Here is a 24,538-nt window from a genome sequence, read left to right as displayed (position 1 = left end):
ACCCCCTGCTCCCCGCCGCCCCGGTCGGCATCCCTCTCGCGGGGCGCGCCCCCTCTACGCGCGGGCGGGCCCCCGCCGCGTTCTCCCGGGCCGCCGGGGAGGCCCGCCGGGGGTCCCCCGGCCCGCCCGGGCCGGTCCCCGGGCCCGCACCGTGAACCCTGCGCTCACAGCGAACAGTTCTGCGTGAGGGATTCTGCGGCCCGGCCTGCGCGTTAGGGTCCTTGGACAGCAACAATCACACCGTGATACCCGGAAGCTGTGCGACACCGTGACGGCCGCGGAGCGACCGTCCAAATCGACTGAGCAGGTGGCTAAGTGACGTTCCCGCAGATGCAGATGCCTGGCCCGATGGCGCCGCACGCCGCCTCTGGTGACGTGCTCGGCGGCCTGGGCGACCAGGTCTACAACCGGCTGCTCAACGAGCGGATCATCTTCCTCGGCCAGCAGGTCGACGACGACATCGCCAACAAGATCACCGCCCAGCTGCTGCTGCTGGCCGCGGACCCGGACAAGGACATCTTCCTTTACATCAACTCCCCGGGCGGCTCGATCTCGGCCGGCATGGCGATCTACGACACCATGCAGTACATCAAGAACGACGTCGTCACCATCGCCATGGGCATGGCCGCCTCGATGGGGCAGTTCCTGCTGACCGCCGGCGCCAAGGGCAAGCGCTTCTCGCTGCCGAACGCCAACATCCTCATGCACCAGCCGTCCGCCGGTCTCGGCGGCTCGGCCACCGACATCCGCATCCAGGCGGAGCAGCTGCTCCGCACCAAGAAGCGGATGTCCGAGCTGATCGCCTTCCACAGCGGCCAGTCCTTCGAGCAGATCACCGCGGACTCCGACCGCGACCGCTGGTTCACGCCCGAGGAGGCCCTGGAGTACGGCCTGATCGACGCGATCATGCACAGCGCCGCGGACGTCCCCGGCGGCGGCGGCACGGGCGCCTGAGCCTCGGCCCCGGCTCCCACGAGACCACAGCCACAACGCTCCGGAGGACTAGAACCCCCATGAACATCCCCAGCCTGTCCAGCGCCAAGGCACGCGTCGAGGACATGCGCGCCGAGGGCCGCTACATCGTCCCGCGCTTCGTCGAGCGCACCTCGCAGGGCATCCGCGAGTACGACCCGTACGCCAAGCTGTTCGAGGAGCGCATCATCTTCCTCGGCTCGCAGGTCGACGACGTCTCCGCGAACGACATCATGGCGCAGCTGCTCTGCCTGGAGTCGATGGACCCGGACCGCGAGATCCAGATGTACATCAACTCGCCCGGCGGCTCGTTCACGGCCCTGACGGCCATCTACGACACCATGCAGTACGTGAAGCCGGACATCACCACCGTCTGCATGGGCCAGGCCGCCTCGGCCGCAGCCGTGCTGCTCGCGGCCGGCACCCCCGGCAAGCGGATGGCGCTGCCGAACGCCCGCATCCTGATCCACCAGCCGTACACCGAGACCGGCCGCGGCCAGGTCTCCGACCTGGAGATCCAGGCCCGGGAGATCTTCCGGATGCGCGAGCAGCTGGAGGAGATGCTCTCCAAGCACTCCAACAAGTCGGTGGAGCAGGTCCGCGACGACATCGAGCGCGACAAGATCCTCACGGCCGAGGAGGCCGTCGAGTACGGTCTGGTCGACCTCGTCATCTCCACCCGCAAGGCCTCGCTGACCTCCTGAGGTCGGCACCTTCCCGCCCTGCCCCCCGGCGGGCGGGGCGGAGCTCACGGGCGGGGCGCGCCAGGTTTCGCGCGCCCCGCCCCGGCGCATCGGCGGCGCGGCCGCCGGCATCTGTTCGGTATCAATTCGCCCAGGGCGTAGGGCAGACCCGGCGAAGAGGACGGAATCAGGGGCCCGGCAGAGTACCGTCGGATAGCGAGACCGATCGCCGTCGGCGTAGACGGTCCACAGCACCAGGCCCCGGAACCCCCGCGGGGCCCCTGGCGAAGGGGAAGCACCTCGTGGCACGCATCGGAGACGGTGGCGACCTGCTCAAGTGCTCGTTCTGCGGCAAGTCGCAGAAGCAGGTGAAGAAGCTGATCGCCGGCCCAGGCGTGTACATCTGCGACGAGTGCATCGACCTGTGCAACGAGATCATCGAGGAGGAGCTCGCCGAGACCTCCGAGGTGCGTTTCGAGGAGCTCCCGAAGCCGCGCGAGATCTACGAGTTCCTGGACCAGTACGTGGTCGGCCAGGACCTCGCCAAGAAGGCGCTGTCGGTGGCGGTCTACAACCACTACAAGCGCGTGCAGGCGGGCGAGGCCGGCCGCAGCGGCGGGAACGGCCGTGAGGACGCCATCGAGCTGGCGAAGTCCAACATCCTGCTGCTCGGCCCGACCGGCTCCGGCAAGACGCTGCTCGCGCAGACGCTGGCCAGGATGCTGAACGTGCCGTTCGCGATCGCCGACGCCACCGCGCTGACCGAGGCCGGGTACGTCGGCGAGGACGTCGAGAACATCCTGCTGAAGCTGATCCAGGCGGCCGACTACGACGTCAAGAAGGCCGAGACGGGGATCATCTACATCGACGAGATCGACAAGGTCGCCCGCAAGAGCGAGAACCCGTCGATCACCCGGGACGTCTCCGGCGAGGGCGTGCAGCAGGCGCTGCTGAAGATCCTGGAGGGCACCACCGCCTCGGTGCCGCCGCAGGGCGGCCGCAAGCACCCGCACCAGGAGTTCATCCAGATCGACACCACCAACGTGCTGTTCATCGTGGGTGGCGCGTTCGCCGGCCTGGAGCGGATCATCGAGGGCCGCGCGGGTGCCAAGGGCATCGGCTTCGGCGCGAACATCCGCTCCAAGCGGGAGCAGGACGCCAGCGACCACTTCCGTCAGGTGATGCCGGAGGACCTGGTCAAGTTCGGCATGATCCCGGAGTTCATCGGCCGCCTCCCGGTGATCACCAGCGTGCACAACCTCGACCGCGAGGCGCTGCTGCAGATCCTCACCGAGCCGAAGAACGCGCTGGTCAAGCAGTACCGCAAGCTCTTCGAACTGGACGGCGTCGAGCTGGAGTTCTCCCGCGACGCGCTGGAGGCCATCGCCGACCAGGCGATCCTGCGCGGCACCGGCGCGCGCGGTCTGCGAGCCATCATGGAGGAGGTGCTGATGTCCGTGATGTACGAGGTGCCCTCGCGTCAGGACGTCGCCCGCGTGGTGGTCACCGGGGACGTCGTCTCCAAGCACGCCATCCCCACACTCGTCCCGCGCGACATGATCAAGCGGGAGCGGCGCGACAAGAGCGCCTGACCTTCCGCGTGAAAGGGCCCCCGGAGACCGTCGGTCGGTCTCCGGGGGCCTTTGCGATCCGTGGCGCCGGGGGTGTTACTTCGCCACCTCGGCGACCGCGCGCAGGTCGCGGGCGTCGGCGGCCAGCTTCTCCAGGTTCGGGGCCTTGCCCTCCTCGGGCGCCTGCATCAGCAGCACCAGGGTGCTGTTGTCGGCCCAGGCGCAGATGCCGAGGTCGGTGCCGGCCTGGGTGGCCTTGGCGCACTCCATGGTGCCGCCCTTGGAGCCGGCGTCGACCGAGTGCCGGTCGGTGACGCTGGGGCCGCCGGACGAGAAGCCCTTGAACATGGCGTCCAGCTCCTGCTTCGGGAGCAGCACCTTGCCGTAGCCGCCGACCACGATGAGCTGGGGCTCCTCCGCCGAGTCCTGGTACACGGCGCTGACGCCGGTCGGGTTCCAGGCGCCGTCGCCCTTGCCGAACTCGGAGGTGATCTCCTTCTCCATCGCCTGGGCGATCTCGTTGTCGTCGTCCTTGGTGAGGTCCTTGAACGTGGTCGGCAGGACGATCTTCTGGGTGCCGGCGTTGGACGTCACGTCGAAGACGAAGTACGCGAGGCCGCCGCCGATCAGCGCCAGCACGCCGACGAACACGCCCAGCAGGATCCAGAGCGTCTTGCGGGACTTGCGCTGCGGCACCGGGGCGTACGCGCCGTAGCCCGGGTAGCCGGGCTGGCCGTCGGCCGGCGGGTAGCCGGGCGGCGTGGCCTGCGGCGGGACGGCGCCCCAGGCCGGGTCGGCCGGCGGCGGGGGAGTGGCGCCGTAGCCGGGCTGCTGGGGCGGCACGGGAGCACCGCCGTGCGGCTGTCCGGCGGGCGGCGGCGGGGCTCCGTAGGGGGTCTGATCGGTCACGATGGCCCTTTCTCGGGACGGGAGGGAACGGCGGACGTGGCGCACTCCCACCCGGGGCCGGGTGGCAGGTGTGACGATGAGCCGCGCGGTTACTTGGCGACGACCATGGCGGAGCGGATCGCCCGGGTCTTCTCGGCGGCCTGGGCCGGGGTGAGCGCGGTCTGGGCGCTGCCGGTGAGGCTGGACTTCAGGAAGGAGACCCGCGCCGTGGTCGACTTGTCGGCCCAGACGCAGACGGTGGACTGCGACTTGCCGCCGAGCACGCCGTAGACGCCGCAGGAGAGCTTGGCCGAGGAGTTGTTGCCGTCCTGGGCCGGGAAATCGGCCAGCGGGGTGGTCCAGGTGCCGCCCTCGCCGGGCTTCTTGGAGTCCTCGATGATCTTGTCCGGGTCGTCGAGCTCACCGTAGACGCCGATCACGCTGATGGTGTCCAGCACGTCGGCGCCCTTGGCGTAGCTGGCGATCAGCACGTGCAGGTCCTTGCCGAGCTTGGAGGTCTCGGCCTTGCTCGGGTCGGCCGCCTGCTCCTTGGCCGACTTCTGGGTGTAGCCGTCCGGCAGCGACTGGGCGGCGGTGATCTTGTACTTTCCGCCGGTGTCGCCGCCGAGCACCTTGTAGAGGCCGAAGCCGCCGCCGCCCAGCACCAGGGCGCCGATCACCAGGCCGATCACCAGCCCCGCCTTGCCCTTCTTCGGCGGCGGCGCCATCGGGTAGCCGGGCGCGCCGTACGGGGCCTGCGGCGCGCCCGGGCCGTAGGGCGGCTGCGGGGCGCCGTACGGGGGCTGCGGCTGGGGCGCGCCGTACTGCGGGGCCGGGGCCCCCTGCTGCTGCGGGTAGCCGTACTGCTGCGGCGGCTGGCCGTAGGGCGGTTGGGCCCCGTGGGGCGGTTGCGGCTGCGGCGCGCCGTAGGGCTGCGGTGCCCCGTACGGTTGCGGCTGCCCCTGCGGATACTGCTGACCCTGGCCGTACATCTGCCTGTGCTCCCCCGCCGCACCCGCGGCCTGTCGTGATCTGAAGTCGTCCGTGCCCGTACCAAGGACCGGACGAGCGTGCGGGCACGTTATCGCACGGGGCCGACGGCCGTCCGGACCGGGCGCACGGGGGCCCGGACCGAAAGCGGTTCGTAACCCACGTCCGCAGGTACGTAAACTGTGCGTCGTGACCGACACCACGAACCAGCGCCCCGTGAGCACTCACGCCGGGGACGACGCAGCCACCCTCCCGACGACCTACGCTCCGGCGGACGTAGAGGGCGAGCTGTACGAGCGCTGGGTAGAGCGCGGTTACTTCACGGCCGACGCGAAGAGCGACAAGCCCCCGTACACCATCGTCATCCCGCCGCCGAACGTCACCGGTGCGCTGCACCTGGGCCACGCCTTCCAGCACACGCTGATGGACGCGCTGACCCGCCGCAAGCGCATGCAGGGCTTCGAGACGCTCTGGCTGCCCGGCATGGACCACGCCGGCATCGCCACCCAGAACAAGGTGGAGCAGCAGCTGGCCGAGTCCGGCCTCTCCCGGCACGACCTGGGCCGGGAGGCCTTCGTCGAGAAGGTCTGGGAGTGGAAGGAGAACTACGGCGGCAGGATCCTCGGCCAGATGCGCCGCCTCGGCGACGGCGTGGACTGGTCGCGCGAGCGCTTCACCATGGACGAGGGCCTCTCCCAGGCTGTCCAGACCATCTTCAAGCGCCTCTTCGACGACGGTCTGATCTACCGGGCCGAGCGCATCATCAACTGGTGCCCGCGCTGCCTCACCGCGCTCTCCGACATCGAGGTGGAGCACGAGGAGGTCCCCGGCGAGCTGGTCTCGATCCGCTACGGGGACGGCGAGGACTCGATCATCGTCGCCACCACCCGCGCCGAGACGATGCTGGGCGACACCGCCGTCGCCGTCCACCCGGAGGACGAGCGCTACCGGCACCTGGTCGGCCGGACCATCAAGCTGCCGCTGACGGACCGGGAGATCCCGGTCGTCGCCGACGAGCACGTCGACCCGGAGTTCGGCACCGGCGCCGTCAAGGTGACCCCGGCGCACGACCCGAACGACTTCGCCATCGGCCAGCGCCACAACCTGCCGAACCTGAGCGTCATGGACGAGCGCGGCGCGATCACCGTGCACGGTCCCTTCCTCGGCCTGGACCGGCTGGAGGCGCGCTCGGCCGTGGTCGGTGCGCTGCGCGAGCAGGGCCGGATCGTCGGCGAGAAGCGCCCGTACATGCACGCCGTCGGCCACTGCTCGCGCTGCCACACCGTGGTCGAGCCGCGCCTGTCGCTGCAGTGGTGGGTCAAGGTCGCCCCGCTGGCCCAGGCCGCCGGCGACGCCGTCCGGGACGGCAAGGTGGAGATCCACCCGAAGGAGCTGGAGCGCCGCTACTTCGACTGGGTCGACAACATGTACGACTGGTGCATCTCGCGCCAGCTCTGGTGGGGGCACCGGATCCCGGTCTGGTACGGCCCGGACGGCGAGGTCGTTTGCGTCGGCCCCGACGAGCAGCCGCCGACCGGCGAGGGCTGGCACCAGGACCCGGACGTCCTGGACACCTGGTTCTCCTCCGGCCTCTGGCCCTTCTCCACCCTCGGCTGGCCGGAGCGGACCCCGGACCTGGAGAAGTTCTACTCGACCGACGTCCTGGTCACCGGTCACGACATCATCTTCTTCTGGGTCGCCAGGATGATGATGTTCGGCCTGTACGCGATGGACGGTCAGGCTCCGTTCAAGACCGTCGCCCTGACGGGCCTGGTCCGCGACGAGTTCGGCAAGAAGATGTCGAAGTCCTCCGGCACCGCCGTGGACCCGCTGGACTGGATGGACGCCTACGGCGCCGACGCCGTCCGCTTCACCCTGGCCCGCGGCGCCAACCCCGGCGCCGACGTGCCGATCGGCGAGGACTGGGTCAAGGGCTCGCGCAACTTCTGCAACAAGCTCTGGAACGCGACCCGCTTCGCGCTGATGAACGGCGCCACCGTCGAGGGCCCGCTGCCCGCGCCGCAGGAGCTGACCGCGGTCGACCGCTGGATCCTGTCGCGGTTGAACGCCACCGTCGCCGAGGTGGACGCGCTGTACGACGACTACGAGTTCGCCAAGGTCTCGGACACGCTCTACCACTTCGCCTGGGACGAGGTGTTCGACTGGTACGTCGAGCTCTCCAAGACCACCCTCGCCAAGGGCGGCGCGCAGGCCGACGCCTCCCGCCGGGTCCTGGGCGAGGTCCTGGACGTCACGCTGCGGCTGCTCCACCCGATCGTCCCGTTCGTCACCGACACCCTGTGGACGACGCTCACCGGCGCCGAGTCGCTGGTGGTCACCGCGTGGCCCGAGGACGGCGGCTTCCGGGACGCCGAGGCCGAGGCCGAGGTCGCCACGCTCCAGCAGGTGGTCACCGAGGTCCGCCGGTTCCGCTCGGACCAGGGCCTTCAGCCCGCGCAGAAGGTCCCGGCCCAGCTGGACCTCTCCGGCACCGTGCTGGCCGTCCACGAGGACGCGATCCGCTCGCTGCTGCGCCTGACCGCGCCCGAGGAGGGCTTCTCGGCCACCGCCTCGCTCCCGGTCGCCGGTGCCACGGTGGCACTGGACCTCTCCGGCACCATCGACGTCGCGGCCGAGCGCAAGCGTCTGGCCAAGGACCTCGCGGTCGCCGAGAAGGAGAAGACCCAGACCACCGGCAAGCTCGGCAACGAGGCGTTCCTCGCCAAGGCGCCGGACGACGTGGTCGCCAAGATCCGTGCCCGCCAGGAGGCCGCCGAGGCCGACATCGCCCGGATCACCGCTCAGCTCGCGGCGCTGCCGCAGGCCTGACCCGGCCGGCGGGCCCGGCCCGTCGAAGGCTCTCCAGGGGCCGCATCCCGCCGACGCGGGGTGCGGCCCCTCGGCCTTTGCGCGGCCTTTTCGCCGGGTCGCGGATCCGCACCGGCGGGACGTGCCGGGGAGCACGCCCGCCGAACGGGGAAATCGGACCCTCTAATAGCCCAGCGGCATTGCGCTGTTCCGGCGAATATTCATCCTGGACCGGGTGAAGTCCTATTCCGCCCGAATTCATTCCGGTCTTGCCCGCGCGGGTTCGCGGAAGTTTGCAGGTCGGATGTGTACGGTGTGCACGGAGTTGCGCTGAGCCGACGACCGACGGGAGGGCATGGCGTGGTGGTGACCGAGAAGTTGGCCGACGAACTGCCGATGGAAGCGGTCCAGGAGGCCAAGGCCAGGGCGGCGACGCTGCTGCTCGCGTTCCGGCACGGGAACCAGCTCGCGTTCGACCACGCGCTGGACCGGCTCTTCGAGGAGCACGCGCAGCGGGAGGTGACCACCCTGCTGGCCTGGATCGCCGCCGAGGCGGTCCGCAAGGCGTACGCGCCCGAGGTGGGCGACAAGGTGCTGCACGCGATGGTCCGGCGCGCCCCGGCCGACTGCGGCGGGGTGGCGGTGGACGAGGAGACCGCCGACGCGGCCCGGCTGATCGAGGCCGTGGCGGCCGGCGAGGTGGCCGAGGTGCGCGGCCTGGTGGCCGCCACCGCCGACACCACCTTCCTGCTCGGCGGCCTGCTCCAGGGCGTCGCGATGATGCTGCCGCTGCTCCCCGAGGGCGAGCTGGCCGAGATCACCGCCGAGCTGCGCCGCCGGCACTGCGGCCCGTGCCCCGAGATCCCGGAGGCCCGGGCCGGGGTCTGAGCCCCGGCCCGGGCCCGTGCGGCCGCGGCTACGGCATCGCGTGCAGGTGCGAGCCGACGGTGCCGGCGATCCCGCCGCCGGCCTTGGCGTCCCAGTTGGTCGACCAGGTCATCGCCCCGCCGATGCCCGGCCACTTGGTGTCGGGCTTGAAGCTCCCGCAGTTGGTGCCGGAGGCCAGGCAGTCCAGCGCGTTGTTGACCACGCCCGGGCTGACGTACCCGCCGCCCGCCGCGCTGGTGGAGGCCGGCACCCCGAGCCCGACCTGGTCGGGCCGCAGCCCGCCCTTGAGCTGGATGCAGGCCAGCGCGGTCAGGAAGTTGACGCTGCCCTGGGAGTAGACCTGGCCGTCGCAGCCGAGCATCGCGCCGGAGTTGTAGTACTGCATGTTGACGATGGTGAGGATGTCCTTCACGTTCAGCGCCAGCTTGAAGTACTCCATCCCGGTCGACTGCATGTCGATGGTCTGCGGCGCCATGGTGAGGATGAACCCGCTGCCCGCCTTCGCCGCCAGCGAGTGCAGTGCCTGGCCCATGTAGGTGGCGTTGACGCCGTTCTCCAGGTCGATGTCGATCCCGTCGAAGCCGTAGCTCTGCATCAGTGACCAGGCCGTGCTGGCGAAGGTGGTCGCGGAGGCGGAGCTGTTGACGGAGACCGTGCCGTTCTGGCCGCCGACCGAGAGGACGACCTTCTTGCCGGCCGCCTTCTTGGCGGCGATGTCGGCCTTGAACTGCGCGTCGGTGTAGCCGCCGAGCTTGGCCGACAGGGCCGGGTCCAGGGTGAAGCTCAGCCCGCCGGGTGTGCCGGTGGCGTCGGCGAAGGAGACCGCGATGATGTCGTACGCGGCCGGGACGTCACTGATCCGTTGCACCGTGGCGGCGTTGTCGAAGTTCTGCCAGTAGCCGGTGAGCAGGTGCTTGGGCAGGCCGGGCCGGGTGGGGGTGACGGTCGGGGTGACCGTCGGCGTCGCGGTGGGCGTCTGGGTCGGGGTCGCGGTGGGGGTCGCGGTCCCGGTCGGCGTGGGCTTCGGGTCGCCCGGCCCGATCAGCGAGACGTCGTCCGCCAGGTAGGAGGGCTGGCCGTACCAGCCGTGCAGGTAGACCGTGACGCTGGTGGTGGCGGCCCCGGTGGTGAAGGTGGTGGAGAGCTTGGACCAGCTCGCCGAGTTGGTCCAGGTGCCGGGATCCGTGCCGCCGGTGCCGCGGGCGCCGAGGTAGACGTAGGAGCCCTGGACCCAGGAGCTCAGGGTGTACGTCGACGAGGGCTTCACGGTGACGGTCTGGGTGCACTCGCCGGTGTCGCTCGCGCCCGGGGTGGCGCGCAATGCGTACGAGCCGGAGTGGACGGTGGCGGTGTCGGGGGTGCCGCCGGAGGGGCAGGTCCAGCCGCCGAGATGGTCGGCGGCTTCGAAGCCGCCGTTGTCGATCAGGTCGACGTCGGCGGTCGCCGCGCCGGAGGCGCTGGTGGCGACGACCAGGCCGCTGAGGCCCAGGGCGATCGCCGAGGCGCCGGCGAGCACGGTGTGGACGACGCGGGCGCGCCGGTGTCGGGCAGGTGGCATGACTCCATCTCCTGTGGGGGGAGACCGTCGGCTCACGTGGGGGCGAGCCGTCCGGCTGTCGATGGTGCGGGAGCTACCGACAACTCAAGTCCCTGTCGGGGGAGGAGACTTGCCCTCACAAGGTGGAGTAGACCAATCCGCCTGTCAAGAGTGCCTGCCCGAGCCTCAGGCGGCGGCCACGGGCTGTCCGGCCAGCCACGCCGTCAGCCGGGCGATCCGGGCCGAGGCCAGGCCGTCCCCGTACGGGCTGGGCGTGGCGGCCAGCCGGGCGAGCCGCTCGGGGGAGTCGGCCAGCCAGGCCCGCGCCAACTCGCCGAACTCCTCGCCGGGCCGGTCGTGCCGGAAGGTGTGCCGGGAGCCGGCCCAGTAGAGCAGGAAGCGGCCGAACACGAGGACCATGTAGCCCAGGAGCAGCGGCGAGAGCAGCTCGGCAGCCCAGACCGCGCCGCTCCGATGGACCAGGAGGGACTGGCGCAGGGCATCGAGCATGAGGGTGTCCTCCTGGCGATCAAAGGTGATGCGGCTCCCTAGGGTGCGAATCGATGCTTCATTGTCGTCTGGACTCGCCAGATCAATAGTAAATCGGGTGAATCGGAAAGTCCGGGCAAAGCGGTCGTTCTCACCCCGTCGGGAGCGCGCGCCGCCGCTCCGTAGACTGTGGTCGTGAGCGACAAGGCCGACCCGAACCCGTACACCCTCCGCCCCGCCGACGGCGGCTCCGGCGACGTCCTGCGCGACGTCGAGCTGGAACTCTCCAAGCGCTGGCCGGAGAACAAGCTGGAGCCCTCGCTCGACCGGATCGAGGCGCTGATGGACATCCTGGGCCAGCCCCAGCGGTCCTTCCCCTCGATCCACATCACCGGCACCAACGGCAAGACCTCCACCGCCCGGATGGTCGAGCAGCTCCTCAACACCTTCGAGCTGCGCACCGGCCGCTACACCAGCCCGCACGTGGAGTCCGTCACCGAGCGGATCACCCTGGACGGCGCCCCGATCACCCCCGAGCGGTTCGCCGAGGTCTACCGGGACGTCGAGCCGTACGTGCGGATGGTCGACGAGCGCGAGCCGGTCGCGATGTCCTTCTTCGAGGTGCTGACCGGCATGGCCTACGCGGCCTTCGCCGACGCCCCGGTGGACGTCGGCGTGATCGAGGTCGGCATGGGCGGCTCCTGGGACGCCACCAACGTGATCGACGCCGCCGTCGCGGTGATCACCCCGATCTCGCTGGACCACACCGACAAGCTGGGGGAGACCACCGGCGAGATCGCGGTCGAGAAGTCCGGGATCATCAAGTCGGGCGCCGTCGCGGTCGTGGCCCAGCAGCAGCTGGACGCCGCCCAGACCATCCTGCGGCGCGCCGTCGAGGTGGACGCGACGGTGGCCCGCGAGGGCATGGAGTTCGGTGTGATCCGCCGTGAGGTCGCCATCGGCGGCCAGCTGGTGACGCTGCGCGGGCTCGGCGGCGAGGAGTACGCGGACGTCTTCCTCCCGCTGCACGGCGCCCACCAGGCGCAGAACGCGGCGCTCGCCCTCGCGGCGGTCGAGGCCTTCTTCGGTGTCGGCGGCGCGCGCGGCGGGCAGCTGGACGCGGACAAGGTCCGGCAGGCGTTCTCCGGCGTCGCCTCGCCGGGTCGCCTGGAGGTCGTCCGGCGCAGCCCGACGATCGTGCTGGACGCCGCGCACAACCCGGACGGCGCCCACGCCACCGTCGCCGCGATCGGTGAGTCCTTCGGCTTCACCAGGCTGGTCGGCGTGATCGGCACCAGCGGCGACAAGGACGTGGCGGGCCTGCTGGAGGCCTTCGAGCCGATCCTCGCCGAGGTCGTCATCACCCAGAACTCCACCCACCGCGCGATGGACGCGGACGCCCTGGCCGCGCTCGCCGTCGAGATCTTCGGCGAGGACCGCGTCCAGGTCGAGCCCCGGCTCGACGACGCCATCGCCGCCGCCGTCACCCTCGCCGAGGAGGACGGGGACCTCGGCGGCGCCGGGGTGCTGGTCACCGGTTCGGTCATCACGGTGGGCGAGGCCCGCCTGCTGCTCGGGAGGAAGTGACGATGAGGACGCTCTGCTCCTCGACGCTGATCGGCGAGGCGCTGCTGGCGATGTTCGCCGGACTGGTGGCCATGCAGCTCTCCGACGTGTCGACCGCCACCGTCTGGACCGTGACGGGCATCGCGATGGCGCTGTGCGTGCTGCTCTGCGGCATGATCACCCGCCCCGGCGCGGTCGCGATCGGCTGGGCGCTCCAGATCGGACTGATCGCCAGCGGCTTCGTGCTGCCGACGATGTTCGGCCTGGGCGTCGTCTTCGCCGGGCTCTGGTGGTGCTCGGTGCACTACGGCCGCAAGATCGACGAGTTCAAGGCCGCCCGCGCGGCCGCCCAGGCCGTCCCCGCGGCGTAGGGCCGGTCGTCGGGCCCCGGGGCCGCCCGGCCCCGTTGCTCACGCAAGGTAACCTCTGCCGTAGTCGCACTCCGCACCGCGAACCGGGTGCGCGCCGAACCGATTTCCCAGGAGACGCACCGTGTCCCAGCGCACTCTCGTCCTGCTCAAGCCCGACGCCGTCAAGCGCGGCCTGGCCGGCGAGATCATCAGCCGCATCGAGCGCAAGGCCGGCTGGCGGCTCGCCGCCGTCGAGCTGCGGACCTTCGACCGGGCGACGCTGGAGCAGCACTACGCGGAGCACGTCGGCCGCCCGTTCTACGAGCCGCTGCTGGAGTTCATGACCTCCGGCCCGTCGATCGCGCTGATCGTCGAGGGCGAGGAGGTCGTCCCCGGCATCCGGATGCTGGCCGGCGCCACCAACCCGCTGGAGGCCGGTGCCGGCACCATCCGCGGCGACTACGCGACCATCACCCGCGAGAACCTGATCCACGCCTCCGACTCCCCGGAGTCCGCCGAGCGCGAGATCAAGATCTTCTTCCCGGCGCACGCGTAAGCACCACCCAGGGACCTTCGGGTGCCCCGGTCGGGACCATTGGCCCGGCCGGGGCATTCTTATCGTGAAATAGGGAACTGGGGACGCCGACACGGCGTCCCAATGCTCGGAGAAGCGATCACGCTCCGGACAATGGACGGTATGCCCCACGTCGACGTCCGTACCGGCCGGCGTGACTACGATGGACGCGACTCATGGGCCCGGTACGGCTGGTCAACTGCTCTTCGCCCAAGCCGTGGGCGCGCTCTCTCGTCCACCCCCCGCAATGACTCCGAGCCCGGGAAGGCACCTACACCCCATGGCAACCAACCTGTCGTTCATCGGCCGCGACCTGGCGATCGACCTCGGAACCGCCAACACGCTGGTGTACGTCAGGGGCAAGGGGATCGTCCTCAACGAGCCGTCCGTGGTCGCGGTCAACACCAACACCGGCGGCATCCTGGCGGTCGGCGCCGAGGCCAAGAAGATGATCGGCCGCACACCGGGCAACATCGTCGCCATCCGCCCGCTCAAGGACGGCGTGATCGCCGACTTCGAGATCACCGAGCGGATGCTCCGCTACTTCATCCTCAAGATCCACCGCCGCCGCTACCTGGCCCGCCCCCGGGTCGTGGTCTGCGTGCCCTCGGGCATCACCGGGGTCGAGCGCCGCGCCGTGATCGAGGCCTCCTCGCAGGCCGGCGCGCGCCAGGTGCACATCATCGAGGAGCCGATGGCCGCCGCGATCGGCGCCGGCCTGCCGGTCCACGAGGCCACCGGCAACATGGTCGTCGACATCGGCGGCGGCACCACCGAGGTGGCCGTGATCTCGCTCGGCGGCATCGTCACCGCGCAGTCCATCCGGGTGGCCGGCGACGAGCTGGACAACGCCATCGTCCAGCACATCAAGAAGGAGTACTCGCTGCTCCTGGGCGAGCGCAGCGCCGAGCAGATCAAGATGAGCATCGGCTCCGCCTTCGCACTGGAGGGCGAGAAGGACGAGCACGCCGAGATCCGCGGCCGCGACCTGGTCAGCGGCCTGCCCAAGACCGTCGTCATCTCGGCGGCCGAGGTCCGCGAGGCCATCGACGAGCCGGTCAACTCGATCATCGACGCGGTCAAGACCACCCTCGACCAGTGCCCGCCCGAGCTCGCCGGCGACGTCATGGACCGCGGCATCGTGCTCACCGGCGGCGGCGCCCTGCTGCGCGGCCTGGACGAGCGGCTGCGCCGCGAGACCGGCATGCCGATCCACATCGCCGAGAACCCGCTGGACTCCGTGGCGCTCGGCTCCGGCAAGTGCGTCGAGGAGTTCGAGGCGCTCCAGCAGGTACTCGACGCCCAGCCGCGCCGTTAGTCCAACCGTCAGACCTGTAGTCAACTGAACGGCCCCCGCCCGGGCCCACAGCCCGGGTGGGCGGCCAGGTACGAAGGGGCAGTACCAGCACCGTGAGGGACACACGAGAGAGCCGGCTGCTGCTCATCCTGCTGGTGGCCGTCGCCTTCGCGCTGATCACCGTGGACATCAAGGGCGGTGAGAGCTCGCCGCTCGGCGGAGCCCGACGCGCCGCCGCCGGTGTCCTCGGCCCGGTCGAGCGCGGCGCCGCCACCGCGGTCGACCCGGTGGCCGACACCGTCCGCGCCTTCCGCGACGCCGCCGGCCACAGCGGGCGCACCGACCAGCTGGCCCGGGAGAACACCGAGCTGCGCCAGAAGCTGGCCTCCTCCGACATGGCCGGCGGGCGCACCAAGCAGCTCGACGACCTGCTGCGCACCGCGGGCTCCGGCGGTTACACCGTCAAGGCCGCCCAGGTGATCGCGATCGGCCCGGCCCAGGGCTTCTCCTGGACCATCACCGTCGACGCGGGCAGCGACGACGGCCTGACCCGGGACATGACCGTGATCAACGGTCAGGGCCTGGTCGGCCGGATCACCACCGTCGCCCCGACCACCTCCACCGTCCTGCTCGCCTCCGACCCGGGCTTCAGCGCCGGGGCCCGGTTGGAGGGCACCGGCGAGATCGGCTTCGCCTCCGGCGGCGGCACCAGCGCCATGAAGGTCTCGCTGCTCAACGGCAAGGCCCAGGTGAAGGAGGGCGACCGGCTGGTCACCTTCGGCTCGCAGAGCGGCCGACCGTTCGTGCCCGGCGTCCCGGTCGGCAAGGTGGTCCAGGTCGAGGCGAACCCCGGCCAGCTGACCAAGACCGTCCTGGTCGAGCCCTTCGTCCAGTTCACCCGGCTCGACCTGGTCGGCGTGGTGGTGGTGCCGCCGCGCACCGACCCGCGCGACGCCGTCCTGCCGCCGGCGCCGGCCGCCCAGGGCCCGGCTCCGGCCGCGCCCGCCGCCCCGGCAGCCGCCGCCCCGCCCGCCAAGACCACCGGGGGGAACTGAACCATGCGCCTCGCCCGCATCCCCGTCACCGCCGTTCTCGTCCTGCTCGGCCTGATCCTCCAGGTCAGCGTCTTCGGGCGGCTCCAACTCCCGGGTGCCACACCGGACATACTGCTCCTCGTGGTGGTCGGACTGGCCATGGTCTACGGGCCGACCGGCGGCTGCCTGGTGGGCTTCGCCGCCGGACTGCTGGCCGACCTCGCCCCGCCGTCCGACCACGCGATCGGCCGCTACGCGCTGGTCCTGTGCCTGATGGGCTACGCCGCCGGGCTGCTCCGCCCCGACCACGGCCGGCAGCGCTCGGTCTCCGGCGCGCTGCTGGTGGTCGCCGCCGCGGCGGTCGCCTCCACCCTGCTGTACGCGATGGTCGGCGCCCTGGTCGGCGACACCGCCGCCCGGCACGTCGGCCTCGGCAGCCTGGTGCTCACCGCCCTGCTGTACGACCTGCTGCTGGCGCCGTTCGTCGTCCCGGCGGTGATGCTGATCGGCCGCCGCTTCGGGCGCGACCCGGTGGCCGCCGCGACCGGCGACGACGAGGGCGGTCCCGGGCTGGGCACGCTGTCCCGCTACCGCACCACCCGCGAGGCGTCGTCCGGGCCGTCCTACAAGAAGCGGCGCTCGCTCGGCTTCGCCAAGCGGCCGTAGCCCGGCCCCGCCCATGATCCCCGGAACCCCGCACTCTGGAGCGCACGAGACGTGAGCAACATCCCCGAGACCGGCCGCACCCGGCGGGTGACGATCCGTCTGGTGGTACTGCAGATCCTCGTGCTGTCGCTGCTCGCCACCCTCGGTGGGCGGCTCTGGTACCTGCAGATCCGCAACGCCAGCGTCTACACCGCCAAGGCGACCGGCAACCACATCCGCGAGGTGGTCGAGCCGGCCGTGCGCGGCGAGATCCTCGACGCCTCGGGCCGCATCCTGGCCGGCAACGAGACCAAACTGGTGGTCTCGGTCAGCCGCACCTCGCTGCTGCAGCAGAAGGACGGCGGCAAGGCGGTGCTGGGCCGGCTCGCCGAGGTGCTCGGCATGCCGGTCAAGGACGTCCAGGAGAAGGTCCGGCTCTGCGACGCCAAGACGCCGCAGCCCTGCTGGAACGGCTCGCCGTACCAGCCGATCCCGGTCACCAAGGAGGCGACCACCCAGCAGGCGCTGCAGATGATGGAGCGCCGCGAGGACTTCCCCGGGGTCACCGCGCAGCCGACCGCCGTGCGCCACTACACCGGCGTCGAGGGCGCCAACATGGCCCAGGTGCTCGGCTACCTCTCGCCGGTGACGGACGAGGAGGTCGGCAAGACCGCCGACAAGGCCGGCCTGGACCGCTACCTGCCGGCCGACCAGATCGGCCGGGCCGGGCTGGAGTCGGTGTACGACCGCGATCTGCGCGGGACGGCCGGGATCACCAAGCTGGAGGTGGACAACCTCGGCCGGGTGATCGGCAACGCCGGCATCGTCGAGCCGCAGACCGGCAACAACCTGGTGACCAGCATCGACGCCCGGGTGCAGAAGGTCGTCGAGGACAACCTGGTGCAGGCGATGAACGACGCCAGGAAGACCTTCGACAAGGTGACCAGCCGCAACTACGAGGCCGACTCCGGCGCCGCCGTCGTCATGGACGTGCACACCGGGCGGATCGTGGCGATGGCCAGCGCGCCGACGTACGACCCCAACCTCTGGCAGGGCGGCATCTCGGGCAAGGACTACCAGGCGCTGACCAGCAAGGACTCCAACTTCCCGCTGCTGAACCGGGCCATACAGGGTCAGTCCGCCCCCGGCTCGACCTTCAAGGTCATCTCCACCACCGCCGCCGTGCAGGCCGGCTACTCGCTGGACGGGCGCTACCCGTGCCCGAAGAGCATGACCATCGGCGGCCGTGAGTTCAAGAACTTCGAGAGCGAGAGCTTCGGCGACATCTCGCTGGAGAAGGCGTTGGAGATCTCCTGCGACACCGTCTTCTACGGCCTGGCGTACGACCAGTGGATGAAGGACGGCGGCATCAAGCCGAAGAAGGACACCGCCGACTGGTTCTACAAGACCGCGCACCAGTTCGGCCTCGGCGCCAAGACCGGCATCGACCTGCCCAGCGAGGTCCCCGGCCGGGTGCCGGACCGGCAGTGGAAGCAGTCCTTCTTCGACAACAACAAGGACGCCTGGTGCCGGCAGGCGGAGAAGGGCGGCAACACCTTCTCCGACCAGATCGCCCGGGAGAACTGCGTCGACGGCTACCAGATGCGCGCCGGTGACTCGGTCAACTTCGCGATCGGCCAGGGCGACACGCTCGTCACCCCGATCCAGATGGCCCGGATCTACTCGGCGCTCGCCAACGGCGGCACGTTCTACCGCCCGACCGTCGCCAAGGCGGTGATAAGCCCGAGCGGGGAGCTCGTCCGCGAGATCGCCCCGCACGAGGACGCCAAGTTCCCCGGCGACCAGAAGCTCCTGAGCTACATCGACCAGGCCACCGCGGGCGTCGTCACCGGCGGTACCGCCGCCTGGAAGTTCACCGGCGCCGGCTGGCCGCAGGGCAAGATCGAGCTGCACGCCAAGACCGGCACCGCCGAGGTCGAGGGCAAGCAGACCACCTCGTGGCTGACCACGTACAGCGACGACTACGCGGTCGTGATGACGATAAGCCAGGGTGGCACCGGCTCCGGCGGTTCCGGTGACGCGATCCGCCGGATCTACCAGGCGCTGTACGGCGTCGACGACAAGGGCAACATCGACGGCGGCAAGGCGCTGCTGCCCAAGCCGCAGGCCGAGCTGCCGAAGTTCAACCCGGACGGCACCGCCATCATCAAGCCGGTCGGCTACACCGCGGCCGGGGACCCGGGCGTGACCGGCGGCTCGCCGCTGGTCTTCCTGGACCCGGCGCAGCCGGCCGGCCCGCCGACCGCGCTCACCGCGGTGGACTCCGCCGCCGTCGAGCCCAACCGGGGCACCGGAAGGAGCCGGGCATGACCTCCTACGGCTCGTACCGCCAGCTGCGGCTCGCCCCGCAGCGCGGCGGGGTCTCGAAGGCCCTCGCCAAGGACTCCCCGCTCTGGCGGATCGACTGGATACTGCTGCTGGCCGCCATGGTGCTGTCGCTGGGCAGCTCGCTGCTGGTCTGGTCGGCCACCCGGGGGCGGGACTCGCTCACCCACGGCGATCCGCAGTACTTCCTGTTCCGCCACCTCACCAACGTGGTGATCGGACTGGTGCTGTGCGCGGTGGTGATAGGGATAGGGAGCCGGCGGTTCCGCACGGTGGTGCCGTTCCTGTACGTCGCGGTGATCCTGCTGCTGGTGGCCACGCTGAGCCCGCTCGGCTCGACCATCAACGGCCAGCACTCCTGGATCCAGCTCGGCGGCGGCTTCTCCGTCCAGCCGGCCGAGTTCGCCAAGCTGGCGATCGTGCTCGCGATGGCCGTGGTGCTGTCCGACCAGGTGGACGCGGGGGAGCGGGAGTTCCCCTCGCACCGGGCGGTGTTCCGCGGGCTGGTCTGGGCCACCCTGCCGATGGCGATCGTGATGCTGATGCCGGACGCCGGCTCGGTGATGGTGATGGCCGTCGTCGTGCTGGGCATCCTGCTGGCCTCCGGCGCGGCCAACCGCTGGGTGTTCGGACTGATCCTGGCCGGCGTCGGCGGCTGCGTGGCGATCTGGAAGCTCGGGGTGCTGAGCAAGTACCAGATCGACCGCTTCGCGGCCTTCGCCAACCCGGCGCTCGACCCGTCCGGGGTGGGCTACAACACCGCACAGGCCCGGATCGCGATCGGCTCCGGCGGGCTCACCGGCAAGGGCCTGTTCCACGGGACGCAGACCACCGGGCAGTTCGTGCCGGAGCAGCAGACCGACTTCGTCTTCACGGTGGCAGGCGAGGAGCTGGGCTTCCTCGGGGCGATGGCGATCATCGTGCTGCTGGGCGTGGTGCTCTGGCGGGCCTGCCGGATCGCCCGGCACGCCACCGACCTGTACGGCACCATCGTGGCCGCCGGGGTGGTCGCCTGGTTCGCCTTCCAGGGCTTCGAGAACATAGGGATGTGCCTGGGCATCATGCCGGTGGCCGGCATCCCGCTGCCGTTCGTCTCCTACGGCGGGTCGTCGATGTTCGCGACCTGGCTGGCGATCGGGCTGTTGCAGGCGGTGCAGAGCCAGCGGCCGATAGCGGCCTGAGCGCACGGGTGTGCCGGCGGGGCCGGTCCGGAGGGTGACTCCGGACCGGCCCCGCCGCGTGCTACCGGCCCCGGCCGGGCAGGCAGGCGGCCGCGTCGAGCACGGCGCGGGTCTGGTGGGCGGTCTGGACCTCCACCGGTACCCAGCGGGCGCCGAAGCGGTGGCGCAGCTGGTCCAGGCTCTCGGCGACGATCCCCTGCGCGCGCTCGCGGGCCGCGTCCACGGCCGGGCCGCCGGTGTCCGCCAGCAGGCGCAGCAGCACCGAGGCCACCCGCAGCGGGATCCGCGCGGCGGCGAGCCCGGCGGTGGTCACCCGGGAGACGGTGAGCGGCTGGGCGCACCACTGCTCCAGCCACTCGTCGGCGACCGGCGAGCAGACCGCCAGCGTGAACTCGGCGGCGCGCACCATCGGGCCGTAGGCCCGGCGGGTGTGCGGCGGGACGTGGACGAGCAGGCCGGACAGCTCCTCGGCGCGGTCCCGCAGGACCCGGGCGGCGGCGGTGACCGCCTGCCGGACGGCCGGGTGCGGGCGGGCGTCCCCGACCGAGTCGACGGCCCACATCGGCACCTCCAGGACGGCCGTCACCCCGCCGTGGCGGCCGGCGTACGACCAGGTGGAGAGTTCCGGCTCGTCGGGGAGCGCCCGCGAGACGCCGGTGCCGCCGGGCGCGGGCATCAGGTACGTCCCGGGCGCGGGGCTGGCCCAGCCGACCGCGTCGTAGGAGTCGACGTCCAGCGGGATGCCGCCGCGCGCCACCGAGCGGCCGAAGCGCTCGGACAGGCCCGGGACGGGGCCGGTGAGCTGGACGAAGGCGCCGCCGAAGTCCACCCCGTGCAGGGAGCACTGGAGGAACGGGCGCAGCTCGTCGATCAGGCCGGTCAGCGCCAGGCTCTCCGGCATCGGAGCGCGGTCGGCGTCGGCGGGCGGCAGCAGCTCGGGCTGCTCCTCGAAGGAGGGCCGGTAGAAGTTCTCGTAGTGGCGGCGCATGGTGAGCGGCCCCTCCAGCCAGCCGGCGTTGAGCGCGGCGCCGTCCGGGTCCAGGCAGGGCAGGACGTGCCAGGAGACGCCCGGCCGGGGCGGGTGGTCCAGCAGCCGCTCGGCCAGCCGCAGGGCGCTGGCGACACCGACCGGTTCGTTGGGGTGCGGGCCGCCGACCACCAGGACGGAGTCCGGGCCCTCGTCGACGGAGAGCAGCAGCAGCGGGCGCCCGGCCCGGGAGCGGCCCACCTCCCGCAGCCGGCAGCGCTCGGGGTGGCGCCAGGCGAGCCGCCGGACCGCCGCCTCGGCGCGGGCCACCGTGGGGTAGCGGTCGGGCTGCTCGGGCGCGGGGTGGCAGTGCGGCATCCGCCGGCCGGTGTCGGTCATGTCGGGAGGCCGGTGTCGGTGCCGTCGTGCATGGTCAACTTCCTTGTCCCGATGGCGTGCAGGGCCTCCCGGCGGAGCCCTGCCAGTAGCGCATGGGCCGTCCGGGGCTGTCAACAACCGGTCTGCCGGGTTCCGGGAGGCCGGCCGGGGCCCGCGGGCCGGCCGGAGCCTCCCGGGATTCGGCTACCCTTGAGGGTCACCCCTCCCAGCCGTCGCCCACCACCCCGACCGGGTCCGATGCGAGCGACACCTCTCAACGTCGTAAGGGTTCCTAGTACATGACTGTCGAATCGGTCTTCCCACGCCTGGAGGCCCTCCTCCCGCACGTCCAGAAGCCGATCCAGTACGTCGGCGGCGAGCTCAACTCGACCGTCAAGGACTGGGACGCCTGCGACGTCCGCTGGGCGCTGATGTATCCCGACGCCTACGAGGTCGGCCTGCCGAACCAGGGCGTCATGATCCTCTACGAGGTGCTCAACGAGCGCGAGGGCGTGCTGGCCGAGCGCACCTACAGCGTCTGGCCGGACCTCGAGGCGCTGATGCGCGAGCACGGCGTCCCGCAGTTCACCGTGGACGCGCACCGGCCGGTCAAGGCCTTCGACGTGTTCGGGCTCTCGTTCTCCACCGAGCTCGGCTACACCAACATGCTGGCCGCGCTGGACCTGGCCGGCATCCCGCTGGAGGCCCGCGACCGGACCGAGGACGACCCGATCGTGCTCGCCGGCGGTCACGCCGCCTTCAACCCGGAGCCGATCGCCGACTTCGTCGACTGCGCGGTGGTCGGCGACGGCGAGCAGGCCGTGCTGGACATCACGGAGATCGTCCGGGCCTGGAAGGCCGAGGGCCGTCCGGGCGGGCGCGAGGAGGTGCTGCTGCGCCTGGCGCGCACCGGCGGCGTGTACGTCCCCCGGTTCTACGACGTGGAGTACCTGGCCGACGGCCGGATCGCCCGCGTGGTGCCGAACGCGCCCGGCGTGCCGTGGCGGGTCTCCAAGCACACCGTCATGGACCTCGACGAGTGGCCCTACCCCAAGCAGCCGCTCGTCCCGCTCGCCGAGACCGTGCACGAGCGGATGTCCGTCGAGATCTTCCGCGGCTGCACCCGCGGCTGCCGCTTCTGCCAGGCCGGCATGATCACGCGCCCCGTGCGGGAGCGAAGCATCACCGGCATCGGCGAGATGGTGGAGCGCGGGCTCAAGGCCACCGGCTTCGAGGAGGTCGGCCTGCTGTCGCTGTCCAGCGCCGATCACACCGAGATCGGTGACGTCGCCAAGGGCCTGGCCGACCGCTACGCCGAGGACAAGATCGGTCTGTCGCTGCCGTCCACCCGGGTCGACGCCTTCAACATCGACCTCGCCAACGAGCTCAGCCGCAACGGCCGCCGCTCGGGCCTCACCTTCGCCCCCGAGGGCGGCAGTGAGCGCATGCGCAAGGTGATCAACAAGATGGTGTCGGAGGAGGACCTCATCCGCACCGTCTCCACCGCGTACGGCAACGGCTGGCGCCAGGTGAAGCTGTACTTCATGTGCGGCCTGCCCACCGAGACCGACGAGGACGTGCTCCAGATCGGCGAGATGGCGAAGAACGTCATCCAGAAGGGGCGCGAGGTCACCGGCCAGAACGACATCCGCTGCACCGTCTCGATCGGCGGGTTCGTGCCCAAGCCGCACACCCCGTTCCAGTGGGCCCCGCAGCTGTCCGCCGAGGACACCGACGCCCGCCTGGCCAAGCTGCGCGACTCCATCCGCGGCGACCGCAAGTACGGCAAGAACATCGGCTACCGCTACCACGACGGCAAGCCCGGCATCGTCGAGGGGCTGCTCTCCCGCGGCGACCGCCGGATCGGCGCCGTCATCCGGGCGGTCTACGACGACGGCGGCCGTTTCGACGGCTGGCGCGAGCACTTCTCCTACGACCGCTGGATGGCCTCGGCCGAGAAGGGCCTGGCCGGCACCGGCGTCGACGTCGACTGGTACACCACCCGCGAGCGCACCTACGAGGAGGTGCTGCCCTGGGACCACCTGGACAGCGGCCTCGACAAGGACTGGCTCTGGGAGGACTGGCAGGACGCCCTCGAAGAGGTCGAGGTCGACGACTGCCGCTGGACCCCGTGCTTCGACTGCGGCGTCTGCCCGCAGATGGACACGTCCATCCAGATCGGCCCGACGGGCAAGAAGCTCCTGCCGCTGACGGTCGTCAAGTAGCGCACCGCACGCCAGCTCGGGACCCCGGCCGGACGCTCCGGCCGGGGTTTCGCGCATCCGCGCTGACCAGGGGCGGAGCGAAGGGGTCGCGCGGGCGCGTACCCTTTGAGTGACAGAGTCCGGAGTGTGGCGCGATCGTGCCACGCCGGACGGGGACAACTGACTAAGGACTGAGCGACTCTGGCACGCCGTACGCCCGACGGTCCGCCGCCCGCGCCGACGGTGCAGCGGATTCGTCTCCGCTACACCAAGCGCGGCCGGCTCCGCTTCACCAGCCACCGCGACTTCCAGCGCGCCTTCGAGCGCGCCCTGCGCCGGTCCGCCGTGCCGATGGCCTATTCGGCCGGGTTCACGCCGCACCCCAAGGTGTCCTACGCCAACGCCGCTCCCACCGGAGTGGCGAGCGAGGCGGAGTACCTGGAGATCGGCCTGGCGGCCGTCCGCGACCCGGAGCAGCTGCGCGCGCAGCTGGACGAGTCGCTGCCGAACGGCCTCGACATCATCGACGCGGTCGAGGTCCGGACGCCGAACTTCGTGGAGCGCCTGGAAGCCTCCGAGTGGCAGGTCCGCCTGGACGGTGTCACCGAGCAGGAGGCGGCCCGCGCGGCCGCCGCCTTCCTCGCCGAGGAGCGGGTCGAGGTCGAACGCCTCACCAAGAACGGCCTGCGCGTCTTCGACGCGCGCGGCGCGGTGGCGGCGCTGGAAATCCTCTCGCCGCAGGTCGACAGCGGTGCGGACACGGAGGGCGAAGGGGCCCGCGATGTTCGGACCGGCCGTGCCTGTGCGATACTGCGCCTGGTAGTACGACACGCCACACCCGCCGTACGACCCGACGACGTATTGTCCGGTCTCCGTGCGACGGCTGACCTGGCGCCGCCGGTCCCCGCAGAGGTGACCAGGCTGGCGCAGGGGCCGCTCGACGAGGAGACCGGCACGGTGACCGACCCGCTGGCGCTCGACCGCGCCGCGGCCCCGGCCGGCCCTGTGGCCGCCGGCGAGCCGCGCGCAACCGCGTCCGCCTAGCGGGCGGAGGCCTGGTCCAGTGCCTCACTGGGCCCGCTGGTCCTCCAGGCCCCCGCGGCTCCCCAGGGGAGCGAGCGTCGTCGAAGCACAGGCCGGCCTCTTGCGGCCCGCCGACCCGGATGGTCG

20 protein-coding genes are annotated in these 24,538 nt (G+C 71.3%); 15 read left to right on the top strand and 5 right to left on the bottom strand.

The window, feature by feature from the left end:
- Positions 1 to 336: 336 nt before the first annotated feature.
- The 3 genes from ACFVYI_RS37390 (at position 337) to clpX (ending at position 3,247) form a co-directional block, all read left to right on the top strand.
- A complete protein-coding gene (locus ACFVYI_RS37390; RefSeq protein ID WP_305067940.1) occupies positions 337 to 954 on the top strand; it encodes an ATP-dependent Clp protease proteolytic subunit in 618 nt (205 codons plus the stop codon).
- Positions 955 to 1,013: 59 nt separating this feature from the next.
- Positions 1,014 to 1,676, top strand: coding sequence for an ATP-dependent Clp protease proteolytic subunit (locus ACFVYI_RS37385; protein WP_327676905.1), 663 nt, complete (start codon positions 1,014 to 1,016; stop codon positions 1,674 to 1,676).
- Between the two features lie 281 nt (positions 1,677 to 1,957).
- Positions 1,958 to 3,247: an ATP-dependent Clp protease ATP-binding subunit ClpX gene (gene clpX / locus ACFVYI_RS37380; protein WP_030397392.1), complete on the top strand. Its 1,290-nt coding sequence runs from the start codon at positions 1,958 to 1,960 to the stop codon at positions 3,245 to 3,247.
- Positions 3,248 to 3,322: 75 nt separating this feature from the next.
- Here clpX and ACFVYI_RS37375 read toward each other — a convergent pair whose 3' ends face one another.
- Entirely contained in the window at positions 3,323 to 4,135 is an 813-nt protein-coding gene (locus tag ACFVYI_RS37375; RefSeq protein ID WP_387893908.1) for a hypothetical protein, read from the bottom strand.
- A gap of 89 nt (positions 4,136 to 4,224) precedes the next feature.
- Positions 4,225 to 5,106 (bottom strand): hypothetical protein, encoded by an 882-nt coding sequence (locus ACFVYI_RS37370; RefSeq protein ID WP_387893906.1) that lies wholly within the window; start codon positions 5,104 to 5,106, stop codon positions 4,225 to 4,227.
- A 187-nt stretch (positions 5,107 to 5,293) separates the two neighbouring features.
- Here ACFVYI_RS37370 and ACFVYI_RS37365 point away from each other — a divergent pair, with 187 nt between their 5' ends.
- Complete coding sequence (locus ACFVYI_RS37365) at positions 5,294 to 7,933, top strand: valine--tRNA ligase (RefSeq protein WP_387893904.1); 2,640 nt, start codon at positions 5,294 to 5,296, stop codon at positions 7,931 to 7,933.
- Positions 7,934 to 8,278: 345 nt separating this feature from the next.
- Positions 8,279 to 8,800 carry a hypothetical protein gene (locus ACFVYI_RS37360; RefSeq protein WP_360637081.1) on the top strand — a complete coding sequence of 174 codons (522 nt, stop codon included), beginning with the start codon at positions 8,279 to 8,281 and terminating at the stop codon, positions 8,798 to 8,800.
- 28 nt (positions 8,801 to 8,828) lie between these two features.
- Here the strand turns inward: ACFVYI_RS37360 and ACFVYI_RS37355 are convergent, their stop codons facing one another.
- Positions 8,829 to 10,358, bottom strand: coding sequence for a chitinase (locus ACFVYI_RS37355; RefSeq protein WP_387893903.1), 1,530 nt, complete (start codon positions 10,356 to 10,358; stop codon positions 8,829 to 8,831).
- A 165-nt stretch (positions 10,359 to 10,523) separates the two neighbouring features.
- Positions 10,524 to 10,847: a hypothetical protein gene (locus ACFVYI_RS37350; RefSeq protein WP_387893902.1), complete on the bottom strand. Its 324-nt coding sequence runs from the start codon at positions 10,845 to 10,847 to the stop codon at positions 10,524 to 10,526.
- A gap of 174 nt (positions 10,848 to 11,021) precedes the next feature.
- On the opposite strand from ACFVYI_RS37350, the gene ACFVYI_RS37345 reads away from it, so the two are divergent.
- From ACFVYI_RS37345 to rodA, 8 genes are all read left to right on the top strand, one after another.
- Positions 11,022 to 12,413, top strand: coding sequence for a bifunctional folylpolyglutamate synthase/dihydrofolate synthase (locus tag ACFVYI_RS37345; protein ID WP_387893900.1), 1,392 nt, complete (start codon positions 11,022 to 11,024; stop codon positions 12,411 to 12,413).
- Between the two features lie 2 nt (positions 12,414 to 12,415).
- The gene (locus ACFVYI_RS37340) at positions 12,416 to 12,763 is read left to right on the top strand and encodes a DUF4233 domain-containing protein (protein ID WP_387893898.1); all 348 of its coding nucleotides are present in this window, start codon (positions 12,416 to 12,418) and stop codon (positions 12,761 to 12,763) included.
- A gap of 121 nt (positions 12,764 to 12,884) precedes the next feature.
- Entirely contained in the window at positions 12,885 to 13,298 is a 414-nt protein-coding gene (gene ndk, locus ACFVYI_RS37335; RefSeq protein WP_360637090.1) for a nucleoside-diphosphate kinase, read from the top strand.
- 310 nt (positions 13,299 to 13,608) lie between these two features.
- Entirely contained in the window at positions 13,609 to 14,634 is a 1,026-nt protein-coding gene (locus tag ACFVYI_RS37330; protein ID WP_305067939.1) for a rod shape-determining protein, read from the top strand.
- 92 nt (positions 14,635 to 14,726) lie between these two features.
- Entirely contained in the window at positions 14,727 to 15,668 is a 942-nt protein-coding gene (gene mreC / locus ACFVYI_RS37325) for a rod shape-determining protein MreC (RefSeq protein ID WP_387893896.1), read from the top strand.
- 3 nt (positions 15,669 to 15,671) lie between these two features.
- The gene (gene mreD / locus ACFVYI_RS37320) at positions 15,672 to 16,313 is read left to right on the top strand and encodes a rod shape-determining protein MreD (protein ID WP_387893895.1); all 642 of its coding nucleotides are present in this window, start codon (positions 15,672 to 15,674) and stop codon (positions 16,311 to 16,313) included.
- A 51-nt stretch (positions 16,314 to 16,364) separates the two neighbouring features.
- Positions 16,365 to 18,623 (top strand): penicillin-binding protein 2, encoded by a 2,259-nt coding sequence (mrdA, locus tag ACFVYI_RS37315; RefSeq protein WP_387893893.1) that lies wholly within the window; start codon positions 16,365 to 16,367, stop codon positions 18,621 to 18,623.
- A complete protein-coding gene (rodA, locus tag ACFVYI_RS37310; RefSeq protein ID WP_387893891.1) occupies positions 18,620 to 19,819 on the top strand; it encodes a rod shape-determining protein RodA in 1,200 nt (399 codons plus the stop codon). The genes mrdA and rodA overlap by 4 nt, the downstream gene beginning before the upstream one ends.
- Positions 19,820 to 19,880: 61 nt before the next feature.
- Here the strand turns inward: rodA and ACFVYI_RS37305 are convergent, their stop codons facing one another.
- On the bottom strand, positions 19,881 to 21,185 hold the full coding sequence (locus ACFVYI_RS37305) for a M14 family zinc carboxypeptidase (RefSeq protein WP_387893889.1): 1,305 nt from the start codon (positions 21,183 to 21,185) through the stop codon (positions 19,881 to 19,883).
- A 278-nt stretch (positions 21,186 to 21,463) separates the two neighbouring features.
- On the opposite strand from ACFVYI_RS37305, the gene ACFVYI_RS37300 reads away from it, so the two are divergent.
- Positions 21,464 to 23,389, top strand: a complete 1,926-nt coding sequence (locus ACFVYI_RS37300; protein ID WP_387893888.1) for a TIGR03960 family B12-binding radical SAM protein — start codon at positions 21,464 to 21,466, stop codon at positions 23,387 to 23,389.
- 222 nt (positions 23,390 to 23,611) lie between these two features.
- Positions 23,612 to 24,412: a TIGR03936 family radical SAM-associated protein gene (locus ACFVYI_RS37295; protein WP_387893887.1), complete on the top strand. Its 801-nt coding sequence runs from the start codon at positions 23,612 to 23,614 to the stop codon at positions 24,410 to 24,412.
- The last annotated feature ends 126 nt before the right edge of the window (positions 24,413 to 24,538 follow it).

It is taken from the genome of Kitasatospora sp. NPDC058218 (genome assembly GCF_042882445.1).
GTDB lineage: Bacteria > Actinomycetota > Actinomycetes > Streptomycetales > Streptomycetaceae > Kitasatospora.
Note: the sequence above shows the minus strand (reverse complement) of the source record. Positions and strands in the feature narration are given on the sequence as shown.

Excerpts from the sequence above, each read along its gene's own strand:
- mreD (WP_387893895.1), top strand. The coding sequence starts at position 15,672 with ATGCGCCTCGCCCGCATCCCCGTCACCGCCGTTCTCGTCCTGCTCGGC.
- ACFVYI_RS37350 (WP_387893902.1), bottom strand. The coding sequence starts at position 10,847 with ATGCTCGATGCCCTGCGCCAGTCCCTCCTGGTCCATCGGAGCGGCGCG.
- ACFVYI_RS37370 (WP_387893906.1), bottom strand. The coding sequence starts at position 5,106 with ATGTACGGCCAGGGTCAGCAGTATCCGCAGGGGCAGCCGCAACCGTAC.
- ACFVYI_RS37385 (WP_327676905.1), top strand. The coding sequence starts at position 1,014 with ATGAACATCCCCAGCCTGTCCAGCGCCAAGGCACGCGTCGAGGACATG.
- ACFVYI_RS37300 (WP_387893888.1), top strand. The coding sequence starts at position 21,464 with ATGACTGTCGAATCGGTCTTCCCACGCCTGGAGGCCCTCCTCCCGCAC.
- ACFVYI_RS37305 (WP_387893889.1), bottom strand. The coding sequence starts at position 21,185 with ATGACCGACACCGGCCGGCGGATGCCGCACTGCCACCCCGCGCCCGAG.
- ACFVYI_RS37340 (WP_387893898.1), top strand. The coding sequence starts at position 12,416 with ATGAGGACGCTCTGCTCCTCGACGCTGATCGGCGAGGCGCTGCTGGCG.
- ACFVYI_RS37355 (WP_387893903.1), bottom strand. The coding sequence starts at position 10,358 with ATGCCACCTGCCCGACACCGGCGCGCCCGCGTCGTCCACACCGTGCTC.
- rodA (WP_387893891.1), top strand. The coding sequence starts at position 18,620 with ATGACCTCCTACGGCTCGTACCGCCAGCTGCGGCTCGCCCCGCAGCGC.
- ACFVYI_RS37390 (WP_305067940.1), top strand. The coding sequence starts at position 337 with ATGCCTGGCCCGATGGCGCCGCACGCCGCCTCTGGTGACGTGCTCGGC.